This window comes from Marinomonas sp. ef1, assembly GCF_002806845.1.
In the GTDB taxonomy this organism is placed as follows: domain Bacteria; phylum Pseudomonadota; class Gammaproteobacteria; order Pseudomonadales; family Marinomonadaceae; genus Marinomonas; species Marinomonas polaris.
Genome location: NZ_NHTT01000007.1, coordinates 97,522 through 119,835, shown reverse-complemented (window position 1 = coordinate 119,835; position 22,314 = coordinate 97,522). Strand labels below are relative to the sequence as shown.

Sequence of the window (22,314 nt, the reverse complement as noted above, 5' to 3'; positions counted from 1 at the left end):
ACTTAAAACAAATAATATTTAAGTGCTGCTCCGTATATTAAGATCTTGTAACTGTCTATTACTTTCCGGTAATCATAGGCAGATTTAATCCCTGCTCTTTCGCGCAATTGATAGCAATCTCATAACCCGCATCTGCATGACGCATCACGCCTGTCGCTGGATCATTATGAAGAACTCTAGCAATACGCGCTGCCGCATCATCACTGCCGTCACACACAATCACCATGCCAGAATGCTGAGAGAAGCCCATGCCTACGCCACCGCCGTGGTGCAAAGATACCCAAGTTGCACCTGATGCAGTGTTCAATAAGGCATTCAATAGAGGCCAATCCGATACCGCATCAGAGCCATCTTTCATACCTTCGGTTTCACGGTTCGGGCTCGATACAGAACCAGAGTCCAAATGGTCACGACCAATAACAATTGGCGCAGACAATTCACCGCTACGAACCATTTCATTGAAGGCTAAGCCAAGTTTGGCACGTTGACCAAGACCGACCCAACAAATACGCGCTGGCAAACCTTGGAACTGAATACGCTCACGCGCCATGTCTAACCAACGATGCAAATGCTCATCATCCGCGATCAATTCTTTTACTTTGGCATCCGTTTTATAGATATCTTCTGGATCACCAGACAAGGCAGCCCAACGGAAAGGACCGATACCGCGACAGAACAAAGGACGAATATAAGCAGGTACAAAGCCTGGGAAATCAAAGGCGTTTTCCACGCCTTCTTCCATCGCCATTTGACGAATGTTGTTACCGTAATCAAACGTCGGCACACCCATTTTTTGGAAATCCAACATAGCTTGAACGTGTTTCGCCATGGATTTTTTCGCAGCGGTTACGATTTCTTTTGGCTGAGTTTGTGCTTTTTCTCGGTACTCTTCCCAGCTCATGCCTAATGGCAAGTAGCCGTTTAATGGATCATGAGCCGATGTTTGGTCTGTCACCATATCTGGGCGAATACCACGTTTTACCATTTCAGGTAGAATTTCTGCAGCATTACCGCAAAGCGCGATAGAAACCGCTTTGCCTTCTGCGGTGTATTTCTTAATGCGAGCCATGGCATCGTCTAGGTCAGTCGCTTGCTCATCCACATAACGAGTACGTAGACGGAAATCGATGCGGCTTTGCTGACATTCGATATTCAACGAACACGCGCCAGCCAAGGTTGCTGCTAGAGGTTGTGCGCCACCCATGCCACCAAGCCCCGCCGTTAATACCCAACGACCTGCCAAGTTACCATCGTAATGCTGACGACCCGCTTCAACGAAAGTTTCGTAAGTGCCTTGCACAATGCCTTGGCTACCAATGTAGATCCACGAACCCGCTGTCATTTGGCCGTACATCGCCAAGCCTTTGGCATCTAGCTCGTTAAAGTGTTCCCAGTTGGCCCAATGTGGCACTAAGTTTGAGTTGGCAATAAGTACACGCGGTGCGTTGCTGTGGGTTTTGAATACACCCACTGGCTTGCCAGATTGCACCAATAAAGTTTCGTCTTCTTCTAGTTCTTTTAGGGATTCAACGATCTTGTCATAACATTCCCAATCACGCGCCGCACGCCCAATACCACCGTAAACCACCAATTCTTCTGGGTTTTCTGCCACATCCGGATCTAGGTTGTTCATTAGCATACGCATTGGCGCTTCAGTAAACCAAGATTTTGCGGTAAGAGTCGTTCCAGTTGCCGCTTTCACCACACCTGCGCGGTAACGTTTTTGAGCGAGTGTTTGCTTAGTCATTTTTTCACCTATCAAAGAATGTCTTTTTATTCTGATTAAAAGGAAGATTTAACGAACATGTATATACAATTAATCTAAAGATAAAATCTAATTTTTCTGGATGCAAGCCATTTTTTAAAATTAATCGCCTTTTCATCTTTAAAAATAGAGAAAAAAACCATCAACACAACAAAAAAACCTTAATAAACAGTCACTAAATAAACGAGTAAATAGATAACTAATAAACCCATTAAAAACACACTTGTATATACATTATATTTTCTATTACACTCAGAGCATCAATATTTATTAGGGAATGACTTGTGACGGGCCATAACTCAACTCATTGCGATAGCACTCAATACTATTTTTCTGAACGAGCTTTGCTCTCTTCTGGCTGGTCGAATAATGTGCTTTTCTCAGTAAAAGACGGACAATTTCATTCTTTTAAAGCAGACAGCACACCGATAACAGACTGCCATGTATTATCTGGCCCAGTCTTGCCAACGCTTGCCAACGTTCATTCTCATGCCTTTCAGCGAGTGATGGCTGGTGCAGCAGAAGTCAGCTTAAATCCGAATGATAGCTTTTGGAGTTGGCGAGATTTGATGTACAAGATCGTGCAAAAACTTACGCCAGACGATGCTCGTATTATTGCCAAACAACTTTATATCGACATGCTAAAAGCCGGTTATACACAAGTCGGAGAATTCCACTATCTGCACCACGATATTGGCGGAAAGCATTATGGCCAGTTTGGTGAGATGTCGAATCAAATCATCGCTGCAGCGGACGACTCTGGAATGGGCTTAACTTTGCTACCAGTGCTGTATTCGCACTCTGGTTTTGGAGGGCAAGCACCTAACGCCGGACAAGCGCGTTTTATCAATTCCACAGATTCTTATTTGGCATTACATCAAGCCTGCGATAAAGCGTTAGCGAATCATGCTCGCCATAGGCTAGGGATTTGCTTTCACTCATTACGCGCGGTGACCAAACCGCAAATAGACACCGTCTTACAATCTCTCGCTAAAGATTGCCCGGTTCACATTCATATCGCGGAGCAACAAAAAGAAGTTCAAGACAGCCTAGCCTTCAGCGGACAACGTCCAGTGGAATGGCTACATAATGAAATAGGTTTGAATGAGCGCTGGTGCTTAGTTCACGCCACTCATCTAACCGATGCAGAACGCCAAGCCATTGCGAAGAGCAAAGCCGTTGCGGGATTATGCCCAACTACCGAAGCAAATCTAGGCGACGGCATTTTCCCTGCGGTGGAATTCGAGAAAGAAAATGGCCGTTGGGGAATTGGCTCCGACAGCCATGTTAGCTTGTCGATTGTTGAAGAGCTAAGAACACTGGAATATGGACAACGTTTGCGCGATCAACAGCGCAACCGTTTATACCGTGCTGACCAAACCAGCGTCGGCGACAACCTATACCAACAAGCCTTATTGGGTGGTAATCAAGCTTGCGACGTGTCATTGGGATTAAGCCAAGGTAACCGAGCTGACTTTATGGTGCTCGACGAGTCTCACCCTTTTATCGCCGCAAGCGAATCAAAGAGCTTACTCAACCGTTGGTTATTTGCCACCAATGAAAATCTCGTTAAAGACGTTTTTGTCGCTGGCAAACACACAATAAAAGACTTCCACCACCAGCAAGAAGAAAGCAGCCGTCAGGCTTTTATTCAAGTGATTAAAAAGGTGATGTATGACGTTTAATACTTCGTTGCCATACCAGATCATTGCGCAAAGTGATTACCAACGCATGCCTTGGAAAAACGGCCTTGGCGAAACCCTAGAGATTCAACGCCATGAAGATGAAAGCGGCCTGCGTTTTCGTATCAGCCAAGCATCTGTGGTTGAAGACGGCGTATTTTCAGACTTCAGCGGATTGCATCGCACCTTAGTCTTGTTGTCTGGCGAAGGAATGACACTCGAACATGCAGTCAAAAACAACAGCCACACAAACAAGTTAAGTAATGCATTGGATATAGCGCGCTTTTCAGGTGGAGATACAACTTATGCCACACTGAAAAGTGGCAAGATTGAAGACCTTAACATCATGGTGCGAGAAACCGACACTCATGCCAATGTTCAAGCCTTCACAGCACCTTGCTCGCTCTTATTTTCAAATAATAGCACCTTGTTTTCAAATGACGACTTCTTGTTCTGTGGTTTTTATGTTTGCGAGGATGGAATGCTAGAAATTGAGAATACTGTCTTGACGATAAGTGCACACAGCATGGTGATTTTCTCGCAAAACGCCAATACAAAATTAACTAAAGGCAGTGGCGTTTTTATTAACATTACTGAGTTAGATTAACGACCAAAATGCCCAAAAAGTTGAAAACGAGAACCAGGATGCAATAAACGCGCAGCGGTGACGATGTCATCGCCCGCCCAAGTACGGCGTTTTATTTGCAAACACGGCTCTGATGCTTGAATTTGTAAGCGTTCACATTCGACTGCATTAGGTAAAATAGCTTCCACCAAATGCTCGCCTTCTGTCATCGGTGCAGCACTCATTAAATATTCGTAAGACGTATGCTTTGCAAAATCCTGTTTATCGTATTCTGGTGCTAACGTCGCATTCACAACACGTTCTTCAATTTGAATTGGTAAATCATTTTCGAAATGCAAAACCACCGAACGGAAAATCCCATGATTGGTACGAACACCTAACGTCATCGCTTCTTCCATTGTCGCTTTGGCAGATTCCAAGACTAATAATTCAGAGCGATGTTTATGACCGCGAGCAGCCACCTCTTCTGCGATGTTATGAACATCAAACAGTGCTGAATGAGCCTTTTTCTCGGCAACAAAAGTGCCTAATCCTTGGTGACGAACAAGAAAACCTTCAGCAGTTAATTCGCGCAGTGCGCGGTTGACCGTCATACGGCTCACACCCAAAGCTTTCACGACTTCAGATTCCGAAGGTATACGCTGATTTGTCTGCCATTCTCCTGATGAAATTTTCAACGAAATCGCCTGCTTTAACTTGGCATATATCGGCAAAGGGGCATCCGGTAAATCATCGAATAAATTCGCTAAATTGGGAGCAGTTACGTCAGACACTAAGGATTCCATATGTTCGTGAATTTAAGAAATAATTATATCGTGACTCGATAAGAACAAACAATCAACTTGTCTATACATCTAAAAAACAAGTCTTTTTAGATAGGCGCCAGCCATAGTGCTGCCAACCAGGAAAGCCCCATCAACAAAGAAAATATCACGCCCCAGCGGGGCGTCTTCACTTCAACAGAAGCGACTTCAACCGATGTAATTGTATGATGTTTTTTACGTCCGAGAATCATGGCTTCAATAAGACGCTCTTTAAGACACAACTCATGATAAAACACAGCCAGCACATGCATGGCAACTAAACCAAGTAATACGTTAGGTAAGAAATGATGAATCGACGCCAACTGACTAGCCAAATCTTCTGAAATAAGAGAATAAAAAGGCCCAAACCAAAACACTTCATCACTAGTAAATAAGCCTGTTCCCCACTGTACTGAAAGCGCGAGCAATAAAACTACCACCATTAATGCACCAACAGGGTTATGACCCAAGTACTTTTTTGGACGACCAGACAACAGCGACATAGCAAAGCGAAAAGCGACCTTTGGCCCCTTAACAAACTGACTAAAACGCGCGTAATAAGAACCATAGAAACCATAAAGCACACGAGCAATAACCACCGCAGACAAACCATAGCCCATGTAAAAATGGTACTGTATATAATCGCCTTCTGATTTACCCGTAATAATCAAACCAGTAAATAAAAGCACAATCAGCCAGTGGCTAATTCGCACAGGCCAATCCCACACCAGTGTTGATTTCATCTTAACTATCCTCTCGTGCTCTCTTTAAAGTGTTCTTTCATAGAAGCCTATGTAGGCTGCTCAAAAAACGCTCGCTTGCAAAATAGTGACATTAAACACTATGCTGTGAAAAGCAAGATTCTGATTGCCTATTTTCAGCACTTAGCCGATAAACGCTTCTTTGAATCTATTATAAGGATGAGATATGTATGCTTGTCACGTTATTCCTGATCATGCTTTTCAGCGCTGTATTATTAGCGTATCTATTTTTATTTAGAGGTCGTTTCTTTAGTCGACAAAATGCAGTTATTGATGCGCCGATTGATGCAATTACTGAAGATCTAAGTGACCTTACTAATTGGCAAGTCTGGCTACCTTGGCTCATTTATGAACCTAAGTCCTATGTAGACTTTGAATACTTAAACTCAGGTATTCATTCAGTCTTTCCTTCCTGCTTAGTTTGGCAAGGCAAGCTGATTAAAGATGGGCATATTACTTTAAAACCAGCACGCTCCGGCGCTCATTATTTTCATACGTTATTAGAAGCGCCAGCATTTTACCCAAACGACGTACACTTCAACATTGACCTTACTAAACAGAAAGAACGCACCTTAATCACCATTCAAATAACGGGCAAGCTGCCTTTTCTTACCCGTTGGAAACAAAAAAATTACAGCATTCGCTCGGATAAAGACGCCGAACTCGCACTACTAAAACTATTGGCTTATCTAAACAAATACAGCAAAACATCTAGCCATGAATACAACGCGCCAACCTTTGAATGGCTTAACAAGACCAAGCTAGACAATGTTGATGCGGTGACTCGACCTTTCGTGGTGAGCGACCAACCTATGTCGCAAAAAATGGATCAAGGCTTCCACGATTTGATTACCGAACTTGGTCCTGAAAATCCACCCGCTGGCCCAAGTTTCGCTCTATATAAAAAAGCCGACATCGCCCATCATTATTTTTCTGGTCGATTAGGTATTCCCGTACAAAACCTTGTGCCTTGTGAACTCTGCCCTGAACGTATTGTCTTACGAGGTAACTATTTGCATTTACGCTATGTAGGCTGCTACCAAAACTTATCTTTGGCTTGGCATGTGCTTTACAGCTTTATGAGACTACACAACTTAAAACCCCATCGGCGACACTATGGTGTGGAAGTTTTTGAAGCCGGGCCAATGCAAAAAAATAGCTCAAAAGACTTCATCACCTCAGTATATTTGCCTATCAAATAATGGGCTTAGCTGTTTTCATGTGAAAATCTTTTTTCAAGCAGCGACTTTATAAGGAAATACAAACGTGACAAAACTTTACCCATTAATCGACAGCCTGATACGCATCATTATAACCATCGCGTTTTTCTATATTTTTAAACATTTCTTTAATGTGGAAAATGATTTGTTATTGGCCTTTATTTCTGTATTTTGTGGATTCTTAACTTTTCGTTGCTTGATGTTTGGCTTCAATAAAATTACAGCCAAAAAATAGTGAGAGCCCTCTTAAAATTTAGCGTATCCTAATAATTTATCCCCCTGAATACACAATGCAGATTTAATGGATACAAGTCTGCATTCTAGCTAACACTTGCAGATAAATATGAGTCCTTCTATGACGACACTGTATCAAGAACATCTTGCCGTTCTCATCAATCGATATGAAAATGCCATGGCGCATTTTGGCCTAGATGCCATTGTTTTAGCCTCAGGGGAAAAAAGTTATTACTTTCAGGATGATCATACCCATCCTTTTCATGCCTATTCTGGCGCGCAACAATGGTTACCTTTTACCTTAGGTGCAGAAACTTATGTTGTGCTGAAAACAGGCGAAAAACCGACGTTAGTTTGGCCTGTTCGTGACGATTTCTGGCATGCTCCAAATCCTGTTCCTAGCAGCGATTGGCAACAAAACTGGAACATTGTTACGGCGAAAAAAACAGACAAATGGTTCGCTGATTTACCCAATAAAACCGCCTGGCTTGGCCCACAAGCAATGTCATTCGCTGTCGCTTGTGATGGTTTAAAAGCCTATGTCGATTTTGCAAAAGCGGTGAAAACCGACTTCGAAATACAAGCCATGCGCCAAGCAAGTATGCGCGGTGCTGCTGGTCATCTCGCGGCGAAAGAAGCGTTTCTTGCAGGAATGAGCGAACTGGAAATCCATCTCGCCTTTTTAAAAGCCAGCCAACAAAGTGCTTTCCAAGAACCTTATCCGGGCATTGTCGGTTTAGACGAGCATGCAGCTGTACTGCACTATGAACATAAATCTATAGAACAAGTCGCCAACTCTCGTACGCTCCTGATTGATGCTGGTGCCAACGAACATGGCTATGCCAGTGACATTACCCGTACTTTTACCCGTCACGATGATGACTTTAACGCCTTGATCAATGACCTTGATGTAATGGAACAAAAGCTTTGCCGTAGCGCCATATCTGGTGTTGCCTTCCGCGATTTGCACCAAAACACGCTAGCAGGTATTGCGGCATTACTGCTTGAACATAAGATTTGTGCTTTAAGCGTTGAAGAGCAACTAGCAAAACGCATTCCACAAGTTTTCTTTCCTCACGGCTTGGGTCATTTGCTTGGCTTGCAGGTTCACGATGTGGGTGGCCATCAAATTGATCAAGCGGGCACCTTAAGCATGCCAGACGAGCACGCTCCTTTTTTACGCCTCACAAGAACATTAGAACAGAATATGGTGATCACCATTGAACCCGGCTTGTATTTCATTCCAATGCTGATCGACAAGATGCAGGCAGAAGTATCAAATCACGGTTGCGATATGGCGCGCATTAAATACTTCATGCCCTATGGTGGCATTCGTATTGAAGACAATGTGGTGGTGAAAACTGACCAGACTGAAAACCTTACTCGCATCGCTTTTTCAACCGCGCTATAAAAACATCGCTTACCTTTACCTATTAATATCAATAAGTTGATATTAATAGGTTCTTTCACTCTTTCTGTTTCGTCTCTTAGATAAATAGTAAATTACATATTTTAACCAAGCTATCTATAACTAAAAGGCAATAAAATGAGTAACATATGGAATCGATACAGCCTTTATCAACAATCATCGATCAGCTAAGGTTATAGCGGTTGCGAAATACTAGCTCAAGGATTGATCAAGTATCTATCGCTAATAATAAAAACACTAACAAAGCCAAAACCATCAAAAGATGGACGCTACAGAGGCCCCTAATGAAAAAAACAACAATAGCGTTACTAGCAGCACTATCCTTATCTTCATCTCTAACTTTCGCCGATTATCCAACTAAAGATATACAAGGCATTATCCAATGGGGAGCGGGCGGCTCAACCGATACGGTTATGCGTTCTATTGCCCCTCACGTTGAAAAAGAGATTGGCGGAGACATTATCCTAACCAACAAAACTGGCGGTGTTGGTGCTATTGCAACTAAGTATGTTAATGCGAAAGCTGCCGACGGTTACACGCTTTTGATGGGGGCTGAAAATCCTCAGATGTACAAAATTTTAGGGCTTTCTGATATTGATTACAGCGATATGATCGCAATCAATGTGCTAGCTCGTGGTACGCCAATTATTGTGGCTAACAACGACGCACCATTTAACACGATGCAAGAACTGATTGAGTATACAAAAGCCCATCCAGGCGAAGTGAAATTTGGTTCTACAGGCCCTGGCGGGTTAACTTCTATTGTTACAGCCATGCTGGATTCTCAAGTCAAACTAGACTACACCAGCATTCCGTATAATGGTGATGGCCCAGCATTGACGGCTCTTCAAGGCGGTGCTATTGATGTAATGCCAGCCGTACTAGGTGCTACTATCGAACAAATCAAAGCTGGCCGCATGAAAGCCATTAGTATTGTTGATGTTGAAGCCAATAAACTTCTGCCTAACCTTGCGCCTATCACTGATGCACTACCAGGCATGAAGTCTTACCTACCATGGGGACCTTTCTTTGGCGTGTTCGTGAAAAAAGGCACACCTGATGAAGCTGTAGAAAAATTGCAGGCAGCCTTCCAAAAAGCCGCTTTCAACAAAGACTTTGTTGATCTAATGCAAAAGCGCGGTTTCACCATCATGAATATTTCAGGTGAAGAAGCCGATTACTTCCTAGAAGCATACCGTTCAACATCTTCTTGGTTAGTGCATGATGCAGGCTTTAGTAAGTTTTCACCAGAAGAGTTTGGTATCCGTAAACCATAAGGTTATCGTTCCATTTTGATCCCTAGACGCGACTTAACTGACAATAAGTCGCGTCTCCTCTTTTTGCTTTATCTGGAGTTACCATGTCCAGTCAATCTCCTATGATCAAAACCCGTAAACCTGGTGAACGCATATTCTGTTTTCTATTGGTTTTAGGAAGTGTTTATCTATTTTGGCAAGCTTATAATATTTCAGGATTCAGCTCGTTAAGCTCTCCTGGCGCGTTTCCACTTGCCGCTTCTGCTGCCATGATATTGGCATCTTGTGTGACCTTTTTGAACACGTTGAAAGTACCTGCAGCAAAGGATGTTCGTTTCGTTTATCACTGTTTCCCGCCAGTTATTGCAACCATTATGGCATTGATTTTGATCTACTCAGTGGTGCTGGAAAGCTTAGGATTCATTCTTACTAGTTTTGCTTTCCTATTCATTTCTATCCAATTTTTATATCGACGCAGTCCGCTCATAACACTCGCTATTACGCTGTTCGCACTGATTGTTGTATACATCATTTTCCGCCTCGTTTTTCAAGTCGTGCTTCCAGAAGGCATCGTACCTGAGCGCGAAATCCTATCCTCAATAAAGTCTTTGTGGAGATAGTCACCTTATGGATGCTTTTAATTATTTCGCCATGTCTTGGTTGTCCCCAGAATTACTAGGCTTAACAGCACTAGGAACTTTCTTGGGTATTTACGTCGGCGCTATTCCCGGTTTATCGGTCACTATGGCCGTTTCTATCTTGATCTCATTTACCTTCTCATGGGATGTAAATTACGCACTGTGTCTTATGGTTGGTGTCTACATGGGTGGGGTATATGGAGGCTCTCGTACCGCTATATTGCTTAATATCCCAGGTGCTCCTTCTGCTATTGCTACGGCTCTAGATGGTTATCCTTTGGCGAAAAAAGGTTTAGCTGGGGAAGCCATTGGTTTATCTACAATTATGTCCGTGGTCGGTGGCTTTGTCGGCATTATCGTCTTGGCTATTGCCGCACCAACGGTGAGTGAATTTGCTATTACCTTTCAACCGCGCGATTACATGATGTTGGGCATACTTGGCATTATGCTAGTAGGCTCTTTGTCTGGCAGCAGTTTGGCTCGAGGCATTTTTGCTGGCGCTCTTGGACTATTGATCGGTACCGTTGGACTAGACCCAATGACAGCCGAAGAGCGCTTTACGTTTGGCGTTGTCGAGCTTTGGGATGGTATTAACCCTGTTGCGGTAATGATTGGTATGTTTGGTATTTCTGAAGCCTTGCACCAGTTACACCACATGAACAAGGCCGTAGTGAAGCAGAAGATATCTCGCATCATTCCAAAATGGTCAGACATTAAAAAGTACATGCCGCTGAGCTTACAAACGTCTTTCATTGGCGTCATTGTAGGAGCGTTACCCGGAACCGGTGGTGATATTGCCGCGCTGATGGCTTACGACCATGCTAAACGCGTAACTAAGAATCCAAAAGTTCCATTTGGTGAAGGTGCTAAAGAAGGCTTGATCGCACCAGAATCGGCGAATAACGCTGCTGTCGGTGGTGCTTATATTCCAATGTTAACCTTGGGTATCCCTGGGGACGCAGTAACAGCAGTGTTTATCGGCGCCTTATTTATTCATGGTTTAAACCCAGGTCCTTTGTTGCTTATCGAACAGCCTCATATGTTCTGGTTTACCGTCGGTAACCTCACACTAGCGAACATTTTCGTACTGATCTTTGGCTTAACTGGCATTAGACTTTTCTCGAAAATTGTCGAATGCCCTAAAGGCATTTTGATTCCGTTAATTTTCCTTTTGTCTATTGTTGGTGCTTATGCGATTAACAATGCCATTACGGATATTTGGTGGATGCTCGCCTTTGGTGTATTTGGCTACTTTATGCGTCTATACGGTTTTCCCGTTGGCCCAGTAATCTTAGGTGTTATTTTGAGTTCCTTGACTGACGAAAACTGGCGTCGTGCTATTCTGTCTGAACGTGGCAGTGTTGGGGACTTATTTATTAACCTATTCCACAGCCCACTTTCAACAGTGCTATTTAGTGTGATTGTTTTAATTCTATTTACGCAATCTCCTATTTGGACAAAATGGCTGAAGCGGAAACTTTTCCGTTAATTCATTTAATTGTTGCTTAGCAAACACTGACTACCAATTTTATAGATGAGGTAGTCAGTGTTTTTTACTTTATCACCACCAAAAAGATTCATTCTCTATTCCTACTCAAAACTTAACTTAAAACTAAAAACGTCAAAAAATTACCTTTTATCGCCAAAAAGAACCAACAGAGAGCAATAAAAAAACAAATACACCAATTTGGTGCAACTTTAAAAATCCGCCATTAAATAAAACACTGTTTTACTCTTCATATTCAGTCGAATGATAAGGTATTTTTATAAGTTAGCAGTGCATCAAACTAAAGTTTTATATTGAAAAAACAATGGCAAAAAAATTGCTTTTTATAAGCTCCCCCTAAGCGCATGCAACGAAGTAGTGCTTAACGCAACGGAGCAATATAGATATGAGTTTGAAAAGCAATCAGATGTTACTTTCAGCAAAAGAACGTCGTTGGTTACCTTGGTTTGGCAATACCGGACGACTCTCTCTCTTTTGGTCATGCTACTTAAATAAAGACACTTACCCCAATATTGAAAAAACCTTTGAAAGCATCGCCAACACAAGGGTAAAACTACTCAATACTTGGGTGAATAATCAATGGTCACAATTAGAAGTTTTATTAGAAATAATAACTAGCTCATTCCCTCATATTGAACAAGAAGCGCTAGAAGAACGTCTAAGTATAGTGCCTGACGTGTCTGAATACTTCGTGATTGATACGCAAGGCAAAGTGCTCAATTCCACCACAAAAGACCGTGTCAATAAGACAGACTTACAAGCTAAAGCAGTAGAAGCTGGCTTAAATCATCAGTTCCTCCATGGACCATACGTGGACCAAAACACGCTAAGCATCGGCGCTTCCAGCTCAAAATTCCATGATGCAGTGACCCTGATGTTTTACCTGCCAATTAAACAAAACGGCATCAGCGTTGGTGCTATTTGCGCTCGCGTTCCCAATGATGTAGTTGGCGATCTAATCCAGCGCGAAGCGGGACACATTTATAAAGAATCCGGCGACAACTATTTGTTCATGGTGAAGTCTGAGTTCGACAAATCCCTATTACCCGGAACAGCACTTTCCCGCTCACGTTTTGAAGATAACACCTTCAGCCATGGCGAAAACCTAAAAAGCGGAATAACCACAAACTGGGGAACAGTTAAAGTTCAACAACACACAGAGTTTGAAATCCGCTTTACTGACCCAGCAACAAAAGAATTACATCCCGGTGTAAGAGAAACCATCAAGAACGGCCAGAATCTTTTTGTGACTTACCCCGGTTATTCTGACTACCGACATATTCCTGTTATCGGCAAAGGCGTTACCTTTCAGTTAAAAGGCAGCCCAGACACTTGGGGGATGATGTGTGAAGGCGATTTGGAAGAAGTCAATCGTCGTCGCTCTATCAATCTAAAATTAATGAAAAGCTACCTATTGGCTTCCAGCGTGCCTCTTATCGTCAGCACTTCATTACAGGCTTACACCAACTTATCCATTGTCTTGACCAGCTTGGCGGCTTTCGCCAGCTTAACCGTCGCAGGGCTGCTATTTAATAGACTCAGCACCAAAAAAATAAGCAGCAGCATGAGCCAAATGACGGAAGTAATTCAAACCATCGCAGAGGGTGAAGGCAACCTTAAGCAGCGCCTTGACGACGATCTTGCCAACGACGAAACCGGCGATATGGGACGCTGGATGAATAGTTTTATAGATAATCTTGATACCACTATGGGACAAGTTATCTCTGCCAGCACCAACGTCAAAAAGTCTAATGACTTTATGGTTCGCACTAATGAAGAAGCAAGCCAAGCCTCGCACTATCTCGAATCTACGGTTGAAAGCATGCTGACAGTGTTTCAGCAACAAATAGACGAAGTGCAAAACGCATCGAAAACCGCGGATGATTTGAAGCAAGCGATGAATCAAGTGGCAGCAGAAACACAATCTCGCTTGCTAGACGCCAAAACAGGCACACAAGAAATACGCGATGTAGTGCGAGCCACAGCTGAATCGGTAAAGTCACTAGATCAAAAAACCAATGAAGTTGCCGGTATCATTACCACCATTTCGGACATCACCAACCAAACTAATTTATTGGCATTAAACGCCGCTATTGAGGCCGCAAGAGCGGGCGAACATGGACGTGGATTTTCCGTCGTGGCCGATGAAGTACGCAGTCTAGCGTCCAAAACAGCCGCCGCTGCAGAAGAAATACAAGCCATGCTAGAAGGTATTCAGGAAGAAACACGCAGTGCGGTGAGTTTTATGGAAAAAGGCGCAGAAAATGTCGATAAAAATCTCATGGCAAACGAACAAACCAACACTGGCGACAGTGCTTTATACGCCTTAGTCGACACCATGTTTGAGGCTATTTTATTGCTCAACGAAAGCAACAAAGAAAATGCGAAAACCGCACATGAAATGGGTGCAGCGACAGAACAAATGCAACGCTCGATTGCTGCACTACAAAGACGTTCGTCCCGCGTTGGATTGTCTGCCTTGAAGCTCAACTCGCTGGTTGGTCGGTTCCAAGTAACCGCCAAATAACAAAAAGACACAGCTGTATTTCCATTTTTTAAAGCAAAAAAAACCGGAGGAAGTTTCCTTCCTCCGGCGTAATTTCCTCACAAATGAATACGCCTAAAATAAATCATTCCCCGCAATGACAATGATTTATTTTTTCTCTTGGCGCGCCTGTGAGGCAAGACGGACAAATGCATTCGCTTCGCCATAACGGCTGTAATCACCAACTCGTTGTACAACTTCAAAAAAGACGCCATGTACTTCTTCTGTATAGAAATGGAAGAATTCACCTTCGTCATTTTGGTCATACATGATGTTGTGTGACTGTAATTTTTTAATCATCTCTGCAGGCAAACCAAAGCGCGCTTCAATATCACGATAATAGTTGTGTGGAATCGGTAATTGCTTCTCGCTATCAATGTTTTTTGCCGCAGCAAAAATATCATCACAAGCAAAAGCAATTTGATGCACACCAGAGCCTTTTGATTTCTGAATAAAACGCTGTGCCGACGCGCCACGTGCGTTGGTCATATTCAATGGAATACGTACGCGCTTGTCTTTGCTTAGCGCCGTACGACTCACGACCAATCCATGAATATCCGGCAAGTCTTGGCTGGCATCGATATCGAAACCAAACAACGATTTATAAAAGAAAGTCGCTGATAAAAAGTTGGTATTGGAAACCGTTTGCCCAATGTGATCAAATCGCGTTAAGCCAACACCAGACTCGCCTTGAATACCCTGAATTGGTTTGAAATCCACTTCGAAAAAACGTACTGCGGCGTCTGCTGAAACAAGGTACACCAAGCTATCGCCAATACCGCGAAGTGCTGGAATATTTAATTCACCTGGACCGGCCTGATTATCAAAACGCTCAACTCGATAACGCTCAGCAAGAGACAAAGTAGCTTTGACGTTTTCAGAGGCAAACGCCATCGCACAAACCGATACTCCGTGCTTTTGGAAATGCTCGTGGGCTTGGCTTTTCGGCTCGCGGTTGAGGATTAGGTTAATATTGCCCTGACGCATCAAGCTAACGTTTTTAGAGCGATGTTTATGTGTTTCATGGAAACCCAACTGAGCCAAAGTATTGGTCAGCGCTTCTCCGCTTTCGCCTTCAATCGCAAATTCAATAAATTCCACATCGCTAATTTGTGGAGCCACAATAGGGGCGGTTTTTTCTTCACGCTTACTCACTGTTTGGTCATCAAGCCAAATCAATGAACGCATGCCATCAATGGCTTTTTCTAGTGGTGAAGAAGAACGAAATTCGTCGTTGAAAATTTCATGGGACAAATAGTCATCAAACCCTTTGTCTTTCAAAACTTGTAAAAACTCGACCACTGGCATGTCGCCTTGGCCAGGGAAACAACGGAAATGTCGACTGTATTGCAACACGTCCATTTGTAGACTTGGCGCATCGGCCACTTGCACCAGCGCAATCTTGTTTAGCGGAATTTCATCACGCAGAATATCTAGCGTATTACCACGGGAAAACATGTGGAAGGTATCTAAAATAATACCCAAGTTCGGGTGATCAACACGTTTAACCAGATCCCATGCTTCATGATAATCGGCAATATGGTAACCCCAAGCTAGGGCTTCATAACCCAGCATGATGCCTTCTTTTTTGGCTATTTCAGCAAGAGCAAATAAATCCGCCGCGCAAACGTCACGATCCGCAGAAGAGTAAGGCTGCACGTTACTGCAAAACAACAAACGATTCGTACCCAATTCATGAGCAACATCGATTTTATGCTGCAGCATCTTTGCCTTTTGCGAGCGCATTGGCTCAGGCATACCTTCCATATCACGGAATGGTTGCAAAGCAATAATTTCCAAGCCTAGATCTTGCGCCATACGACGCACATCTTTTGGCGTACCATCAAACTGAGTTAAGTCATTCTCGAAGATTTCCACGCCTTGGAAACCGGCTTTTGCCGCTGCTTCGAATTTTTCTCTCAGCGTGCCAGATATGGTAACGGTTGCGAGTGCTGTCTTCATTCTTACGCCCTGACTGTCTACATTTCATAACGAAAACGATATATGAGAAACAAACCTGATTTTTGCTTCTATATTTACTAATATTGATGCTAGCACAAGATTTTTATATTGAGAGTCATATTAAGAATGAAATAAAGCGCTAAAAATATATCGAAAAAGGAATACATAGCTCCTTTCCAAAAACGTGATATAGGAGTGTAATATAGAAAAATCATTCCCTTATTAGCGCTTATAATGAGCCTGATTCCTTAGTGTTTCTTACTTAGTGGCTGACTATCTAATAGCCAATTAGCAGCGACTGAAACCATGCGAGTACGATGGGAGACTTTTTATGTTAGAAAACCGTATTAAATATCGCCACCTTCAATGCTTTTTAGAAGTCACTCGCCAAGGCAGCGTTGTTCGCGCTGCTGATGTACTGGCTCTGACCCAACCCGCCGTATCGAAAAAACTCAAAGAACTAGAAGACATTCTGGGCGTTAGACTATTGGAGCGTAGTAAAAAAGGCGTTGAACTTACTCCATTCGGCAATGTGTTTCTAGAACACGCCAGCACCAGCGTCGCGGCATTACGAGAAGGCACCGAACGTGTTGCACAAGCGCAACAAAAAGGCATCAGCCGTATTAGTATTGGTGTATTGCCTACTGTTGCGACCAGTATTTTGCCAGAATCCGTGAAGCGCTTTCGTACTGGCGGAATTGATGTACGCCTGCATTTAGTCTCTGGCCAAAATGCTTTATTAATGAGTCAGTTACGCGTTGGGGAATTGGATTTAGTCGTTGGACGCTTAGGCGTTCCAGAAGCTATGTCGGGCTTGTCGTTCCAACATTTGTACTCAGAGCAAGTGGCTTTTACTGTTCGCCCAAACCACCCATTGCTGACAAAAGAAAACTTCCAGATCAGCGATATTGCCAATTACACTGTACTTTATCCACCAAAAGGTTCTATTACCGCGCCCTATGTAGACCGTTTTTTATTGTCCCAAGGCGTTAGTACTCTGACCGATAGAATCGATACTGTATCAGACTCATTTGGTAAGGAGTTTATTCGTAATAACGATGCGGTGTGGATCATTTCGCGTGGAGTAGTAGCCCGCGAAATTTCTGATGGTGAACTGGATGAATTGCCTATCGACACAAAAGAAACATTAGGCGCAGTTGGCTTAACAACACGAGCGGACTCTGTTCCCTCTATGGCGCTTAAACTCTTTATGAATGCGATTCGAGATACTGCACAAACCTTAGACAGCTATTACAAACCAATTGATCATCATAAAGATGAACCCGCAATTTAAACCGCCCATACAGGAACCATAGATGCTGACCATTATTGCGATCACAACCCCGATTTTTATCATGATAATGTTGGGGTACTTTGCGGTTCGCGTTAAATTGGTTCCTGGTGACACCATTGCGGGCATGGCAAAAATCGTCATGTATTTCACGCTTCCTGCGTTGATTTTTAGTACCTTGGCCAGAATGGAGTTTGATGAGGTCATTGTTCCAACCTATCTCGCCACTTACGCCATCGGCTCCTTATTAACCATGCTAATCGGCGTATTAATCAGCTTAAAAATAATGAACCGTTCTTTAATCGAGAGCACATTAAAAGGCGTGGGGATGGCAAATTCAAACTCTGCGTTCTTTGCCTATCCTGTGATGTTGCTGGCATTCAGCAATCCCCCAACAGCGGCGTTTGCCATGTCGTTAATCATTGAGAACATTTTGGTTCTACCCATCACTTTTGTGATTTTAGAAATCAGCTCATCCAGAGGCCAAGGTCTTAAACCCACCTACATGTTCTATACTGTGGTAAAAAGGTTGATCAAAAATCCGTTAATTCTAGCCGTCACTGGCGGGGTATTAGCATCGACTTTTCACCTAGAACTGCCTGCAGTAATTGATCGAGTATTAGTCATGTTATCCGGCGCATCCGCGACTCTCGCACTCATTGTGCTTGGAGGTTCATTAGTCGGAACCAGCCTAACAGGCAATGCCAAAGACATTTGTTTTGTCACCACAGGAAAACTAGTACTACATCCGTTGATGATTGCTGTCGTGGCGCTCTTTATGCCGGAAATGGACCGCAACCTTTTGCTCGGCGGCATCTTGATTGCGGCAGTTCCTATGATGAGTATTTATCCAATTATTGGTAGCCAATATGGTTTCCGCTCTCTTTGTGCAAGTATTTTATTGGTCACCACATTAGTGTCATTCGTTACACTCGCTGTTATTTTGTCATTAATGGGAGTGAGTTAATGCCTTGTCTGTCTATTAGACGTTTAGTTTATTCGATTTTAGCAACCTGCACCCTAGCCCCAGTTTGAGCTGCTTTAACAATACAATCCACCACCATGAGATTCTGTAAGCCATCTTGAACACTAACGCGCGGTTCAGTTTCGCCACGAATTACTCGACAAAAATGATCTATCTGCCCAACTAATGGATCATCTCGTTGTGAAGTTTCTACGGAACAATCAAACGGTTTCCACCAAGATCTGTCTTCAGTTTTAAGGTAGCGTTTAATACGCATAGTAGGAATAGACAGCGAACCTTCCGTTCCAGCAATATGATAACAATCTTCATCCTCATAGCTGGAATAGGCTTTATTTTCTTGTGAGGTCTGTTCCCAACTTCTGGAACTCGCCGCTGTATCAGACAGTAAAAAGGTCCCTAATACCCCATTTTCAAACTGTAAAGTAATGGCACTTGTGTCTTCCACTTCATGACCACGCACTGTGTTCGAACTCATAGCTTGGACTGCGTAAACCTCACCTAATAAGTAGCGTAAATTACCAATTTCATGAATCAAATTTAGCAATATTGGCCCACCGCCTTTTTGCGTACGCCACATACCCTCCAAAAAATAGCTATCTGGTTTATAAAATAGCGCACTGCCCATCACGGCAACAGGACGGCCAATAACGCCTGATTTAATTAAATTTCGGGCTTTTTCCATGATGCTACTATATGCACGATGATGACCCACTAGTACCTTATTACCTGTTTTATTTACTTCATCTAATAGCACTTTGCCTTCTTCAATAGATTGAGAAACTGGCTTTTCAATCAACACTGGAACGTTATGTTTAATACATTCCAAAGCTTGTTCAACATGTAATTGATTTGGCGTCGCCAGAATAATGCCATCAGGCTGAGCACTTTCAAATAGTTGCGCTAACGTAGTGAATAGAGGGACCTTGTATTGCTCTGCTATTGCCTTTGCATTCTCTGAAGGGTCTACAATGGCACCGATTCGGCATTCTGGATGTTGGTAAATGCGTTCTAGGTGTGACAAACCAATCAATCCAGCGCCAACTACAGTAATATTTAACTGCTCCATTTTTTATCCTCTTATTATCTTTATTATTAATCAGGGCAGAAATCTTGCCTTTTCTATTTGTCCTTCTATGATAGTAATAAATCGCTTTTCACAAATAATTAACCAAAAAACTAATTCACTATTAAGATATGACGAATAATAAATGGAACTTAACAGACCTAAATGTCCTCTGTGCGGTCGTAAAAACTGGTAGCTTTGTTGGAGCGTCGGAAGAGCTTGGCATGGCACAAGCCTCTGTTAGTAAGCGCATCGCTGATCTAGAGAAGTCACTTGGCGTGCTGCTGTTTCGCCGCACCACTCGTTCTGTGCAAATCACCAGTGAAGGTATCTTGGCACACACGCGCGCATTACAAGTATTAGATGCCGCCACTCGCCTACAGCAAGACGTATCAAGCGCACGCATTCGCCCTTCAGGAAAACTTCGCATCAGCACCAGTTTACGCTTAGGAAGAAACTACATTGCACCAATCTTATCGAAGCTAGCGAAAGAATATCCAGAGCTCGATATTTGGTTAGAGTTGGTCGACCGTCGTGTCGATATGCTCAATGAAGGCTATGACATCGACATTCGTGCAGGAGATGTAACCGAACCACACTTAATCAGTCATAAAGTAGTAAAAAGCCAACGAATGCTCTGTGCTTCTAAAGCTTATTTAGAACGTAAAGGAACACCTAAGACATTAGATGACTTGGCTTTGCACGATTGCTTATTATTCCGACAAAGAGATCAAATGCTAGGTGTATGGCGTTTGCAGAACAATAAAGAGGAATCTGCCGTTCGTATTACTGGCGGTATGGGATCTAACCACGCTGACGTGATCCACGAGTGGGCTGAACAAGGTTTAGGCATTGCGATGCTATCTGACTGGGATATTCACGATAAATTAGCCAAAGGAAAACTGGTACGCATCTTACCGGATTACACTCAACAAACCGATATTTGGGCAGTGACACCATCACGTCTCACCTATTCAGCAACACTAAAGTTATGTGTTGAGTATTTAATTGAGTCCTTACAAAGTGGCCCTCATGCGCTACCCGTTTCTTCAGACTGAACAGAGCCCCAAAAAACTCACAGTGAGACTGTTCGTTTTTTTGGGCTGTTACATATAAAAAAATATTATGATTGTGCTTTTTCAATAATACTTTTCATTCCATCCAACGCTCGACTTGCGCGTTCGGTAGGTGATTGCTTTTTAGCGTAATCGAAGTTTGGCACTTCGATACTCAACACCATTTCGTCTGGTATTGCTTGTAGAAGCGATACCAAATCAATTTCACCTTCACCCGGGTTTAGGCGTGCTTGACGAGCGATATGAATCAAACCTTCTGTAGTTGGATCAAACTCAGCCATCGCATCACAAAACTGAACGTAATGAAGCCACTTAGGATCAATCGTTTTTACATCCTGCGGCTTCATGCCCGCTCGATGATAATGCAATGCATCAATGAGTACGCCACCATTTGATTGATTCGCACCGTCAACGACCCGTAATGCCGATGCAATATTAGGCACTTTGGTCCATGGCATAAACTCCAAGTCTGCCGTCATACCATAATGATGAGCAGCTTCACAGAATTCACCATAGTTCTCAATCAAACGTGCCTCATCAGCATCATCGCCCGCTACCAGTACATTTTTCGCCCCTAAAACAGCCCCTCGCTCCAAGAAACGAAAAGTATCTTCCACGCGAAAAGCCTCTCCAAGACGTACAATTTCAATATCAGCTAATTTGATCCCTGTGTCTTGCATGGCTGCTCGCGTTTCTTTAAACACTTTATCATCCATCATCAGAGGATAAAGCCCCTCCGATGCGGAAGGCAGAAGACGGAAACCGACATGGGAAAAACCCGTTTTAGCAGCGATCTCGACCGCTTCACTTGGCGAAACATCAAACAAGGTTAGGAAAGCAAGAGAAAACGAATAAGCCATGGCAAGTACCTTATTTAAGAGGAGAGAATGCCATCGGCATTGCCAAAGTTGATGTCATGTCTGGCGTTAACCAATCAGGGCCACCTTTTGGCGGCCAAACACCTTCAGCAACGGTTTTTGCACGTATTTCAGCACGTTCGTTAGCTGATTTATAAGGCCAAATTTGAGTAAAGCGAGGACCGCCATCTAGCGAATACATAGCTATTGTTAACGCAGAATACTCTGTACGAGGTGGCACAGCTTCACGCCATTTTTCAATCGTCGGAGCCAAGCCGTTCAATTTAGTATGATAGGTGCGAATTTCATAAACAGGACCAAACTCACCTGGCTCAACTGGAGGCATAAAGTCCAAAGGAATATAGCTATCCATATGTAAATCAACCAATAAGTCGCCGCAATTGAACGGATCATTTGAAAGACGAATACGCTTACGCTCTTCAATTAAATCTTGCTCGGTTTCATAGCCACGAAGAATATAAACTTCATTTAAGTGACCAACATCAGCAAACCAAGCACCTAATAATTTACCCTTAGCTTCCGGCGCTTCCAAAAATGCCTGAATGCCTGCCGCAGCTTTACCAGCACCAAAAATAACGGTTTTCAGTGTCGCAATATCATAATACTTCATGATTTTTTTCCTTTTTAAGAGTT

18 protein-coding genes are annotated in these 22,314 nt (G+C 43.1%); 11 read left to right on the top strand and 7 right to left on the bottom strand.

Features of this window, described 5'->3' with window-relative positions; all coding sequences use genetic code 11:
* Positions 1–58: 58 nt before the first annotated feature.
* Positions 59–1,747 (bottom strand): urocanate hydratase, encoded by a 1,689-nt coding sequence (hutU, locus tag CCS02_RS11580; RefSeq protein ID WP_100636627.1) that lies wholly within the window; start codon positions 1,745–1,747, stop codon positions 59–61.
* Positions 1,748–2,049: 302 nt separating this feature from the next.
* Here hutU and CCS02_RS11575 point away from each other — a divergent pair, with 302 nt between their 5' ends.
* Positions 2,050–3,450: a formimidoylglutamate deiminase gene (locus CCS02_RS11575; RefSeq protein WP_100636626.1), complete on the top strand. Its 1,401-nt coding sequence runs from the start codon at positions 2,050–2,052 to the stop codon at positions 3,448–3,450.
* Positions 3,440–4,054 (top strand): HutD/Ves family protein, encoded by a 615-nt coding sequence (locus tag CCS02_RS11570; protein WP_100636625.1) that lies wholly within the window; start codon positions 3,440–3,442, stop codon positions 4,052–4,054. The genes CCS02_RS11575 and CCS02_RS11570 overlap by 11 nt, the downstream gene beginning before the upstream one ends.
* On the opposite strand, the gene hutC is transcribed toward CCS02_RS11570, so the two are convergent.
* Positions 4,051–4,806: a histidine utilization repressor gene (hutC, locus tag CCS02_RS11565; protein ID WP_232617082.1), complete on the bottom strand. Its 756-nt coding sequence runs from the start codon at positions 4,804–4,806 to the stop codon at positions 4,051–4,053. The two genes, CCS02_RS11570 and hutC, sit on opposite strands and share 4 nt — an antisense overlap.
* Positions 4,807–4,904: 98 nt before the next feature.
* Positions 4,905–5,579 (bottom strand): cytochrome b/b6 domain-containing protein, encoded by a 675-nt coding sequence (locus CCS02_RS11560; protein ID WP_100186458.1) that lies wholly within the window; start codon positions 5,577–5,579, stop codon positions 4,905–4,907.
* Between the two features lie 188 nt (positions 5,580–5,767).
* Here CCS02_RS11560 and CCS02_RS11555 point away from each other — a divergent pair, with 188 nt between their 5' ends.
* From CCS02_RS11555 to CCS02_RS11525, 6 genes are all read left to right on the top strand, one after another.
* Positions 5,768–6,799, top strand: coding sequence for a hypothetical protein (locus CCS02_RS11555; protein ID WP_100636624.1), 1,032 nt, complete (start codon positions 5,768–5,770; stop codon positions 6,797–6,799).
* A 361-nt stretch (positions 6,800–7,160) separates the two neighbouring features.
* Positions 7,161–8,462 (top strand): Xaa-Pro dipeptidase, encoded by a 1,302-nt coding sequence (pepQ, locus tag CCS02_RS11545; RefSeq protein WP_100636623.1) that lies wholly within the window; start codon positions 7,161–7,163, stop codon positions 8,460–8,462.
* A gap of 302 nt (positions 8,463–8,764) precedes the next feature.
* Entirely contained in the window at positions 8,765–9,757 is a 993-nt protein-coding gene (locus CCS02_RS11540) for a tripartite tricarboxylate transporter substrate binding protein (RefSeq protein WP_100636622.1), read from the top strand.
* Between the two features lie 83 nt (positions 9,758–9,840).
* Positions 9,841–10,356 carry a tripartite tricarboxylate transporter TctB family protein gene (locus tag CCS02_RS11535; protein ID WP_072840139.1) on the top strand — a complete coding sequence of 172 codons (516 nt, stop codon included), beginning with the start codon at positions 9,841–9,843 and terminating at the stop codon, positions 10,354–10,356.
* Positions 10,357–10,363: 7 nt separating this feature from the next.
* Positions 10,364–11,863 (top strand): tripartite tricarboxylate transporter permease, encoded by a 1,500-nt coding sequence (locus CCS02_RS11530; RefSeq protein ID WP_100636621.1) that lies wholly within the window; start codon positions 10,364–10,366, stop codon positions 11,861–11,863.
* Between the two features lie 403 nt (positions 11,864–12,266).
* Entirely contained in the window at positions 12,267–14,408 is a 2,142-nt protein-coding gene (locus CCS02_RS11525; protein ID WP_100636620.1) for a methyl-accepting chemotaxis protein, read from the top strand.
* A 126-nt stretch (positions 14,409–14,534) separates the two neighbouring features.
* Here the strand turns inward: CCS02_RS11525 and CCS02_RS11520 are convergent, their stop codons facing one another.
* On the bottom strand, positions 14,535–16,388 hold the full coding sequence (locus CCS02_RS11520) for a bifunctional sugar phosphate isomerase/epimerase/4-hydroxyphenylpyruvate dioxygenase family protein (protein WP_100636619.1): 1,854 nt from the start codon (positions 16,386–16,388) through the stop codon (positions 14,535–14,537).
* A 331-nt stretch (positions 16,389–16,719) separates the two neighbouring features.
* On the opposite strand from CCS02_RS11520, the gene pcaQ reads away from it, so the two are divergent.
* Together pcaQ and CCS02_RS11510 are read left to right on the top strand one after the other, a co-directional pair.
* On the top strand, positions 16,720–17,682 hold the full coding sequence (pcaQ, locus tag CCS02_RS11515) for a pca operon transcription factor PcaQ (RefSeq protein ID WP_100636618.1): 963 nt from the start codon (positions 16,720–16,722) through the stop codon (positions 17,680–17,682).
* Between the two features lie 22 nt (positions 17,683–17,704).
* Complete coding sequence (locus tag CCS02_RS11510) at positions 17,705–18,646, top strand: AEC family transporter (RefSeq protein ID WP_100186464.1); 942 nt, start codon at positions 17,705–17,707, stop codon at positions 18,644–18,646.
* A 28-nt stretch (positions 18,647–18,674) separates the two neighbouring features.
* On the opposite strand, the gene CCS02_RS11505 is transcribed toward CCS02_RS11510, so the two are convergent.
* Complete coding sequence (locus tag CCS02_RS11505; protein WP_100636617.1) at positions 18,675–19,730, bottom strand: Gfo/Idh/MocA family protein; 1,056 nt, start codon at positions 19,728–19,730, stop codon at positions 18,675–18,677.
* A gap of 128 nt (positions 19,731–19,858) precedes the next feature.
* On the opposite strand from CCS02_RS11505, the gene CCS02_RS11500 reads away from it, so the two are divergent.
* Positions 19,859–20,785 carry a LysR substrate-binding domain-containing protein gene (locus CCS02_RS11500; protein WP_072840146.1) on the top strand — a complete coding sequence of 309 codons (927 nt, stop codon included), beginning with the start codon at positions 19,859–19,861 and terminating at the stop codon, positions 20,783–20,785.
* Positions 20,786–20,850: 65 nt separating this feature from the next.
* Here the strand turns inward: CCS02_RS11500 and CCS02_RS11495 are convergent, their stop codons facing one another.
* Positions 20,851–21,663, bottom strand: coding sequence for a sugar phosphate isomerase/epimerase family protein (locus CCS02_RS11495; RefSeq protein ID WP_100186467.1), 813 nt, complete (start codon positions 21,661–21,663; stop codon positions 20,851–20,853).
* A gap of 10 nt (positions 21,664–21,673) precedes the next feature.
* Complete coding sequence (locus CCS02_RS11490; RefSeq protein WP_072840148.1) at positions 21,674–22,291, bottom strand: NIPSNAP family protein; 618 nt, start codon at positions 22,289–22,291, stop codon at positions 21,674–21,676.
* Positions 22,292–22,314 lie beyond the last annotated feature (23 nt).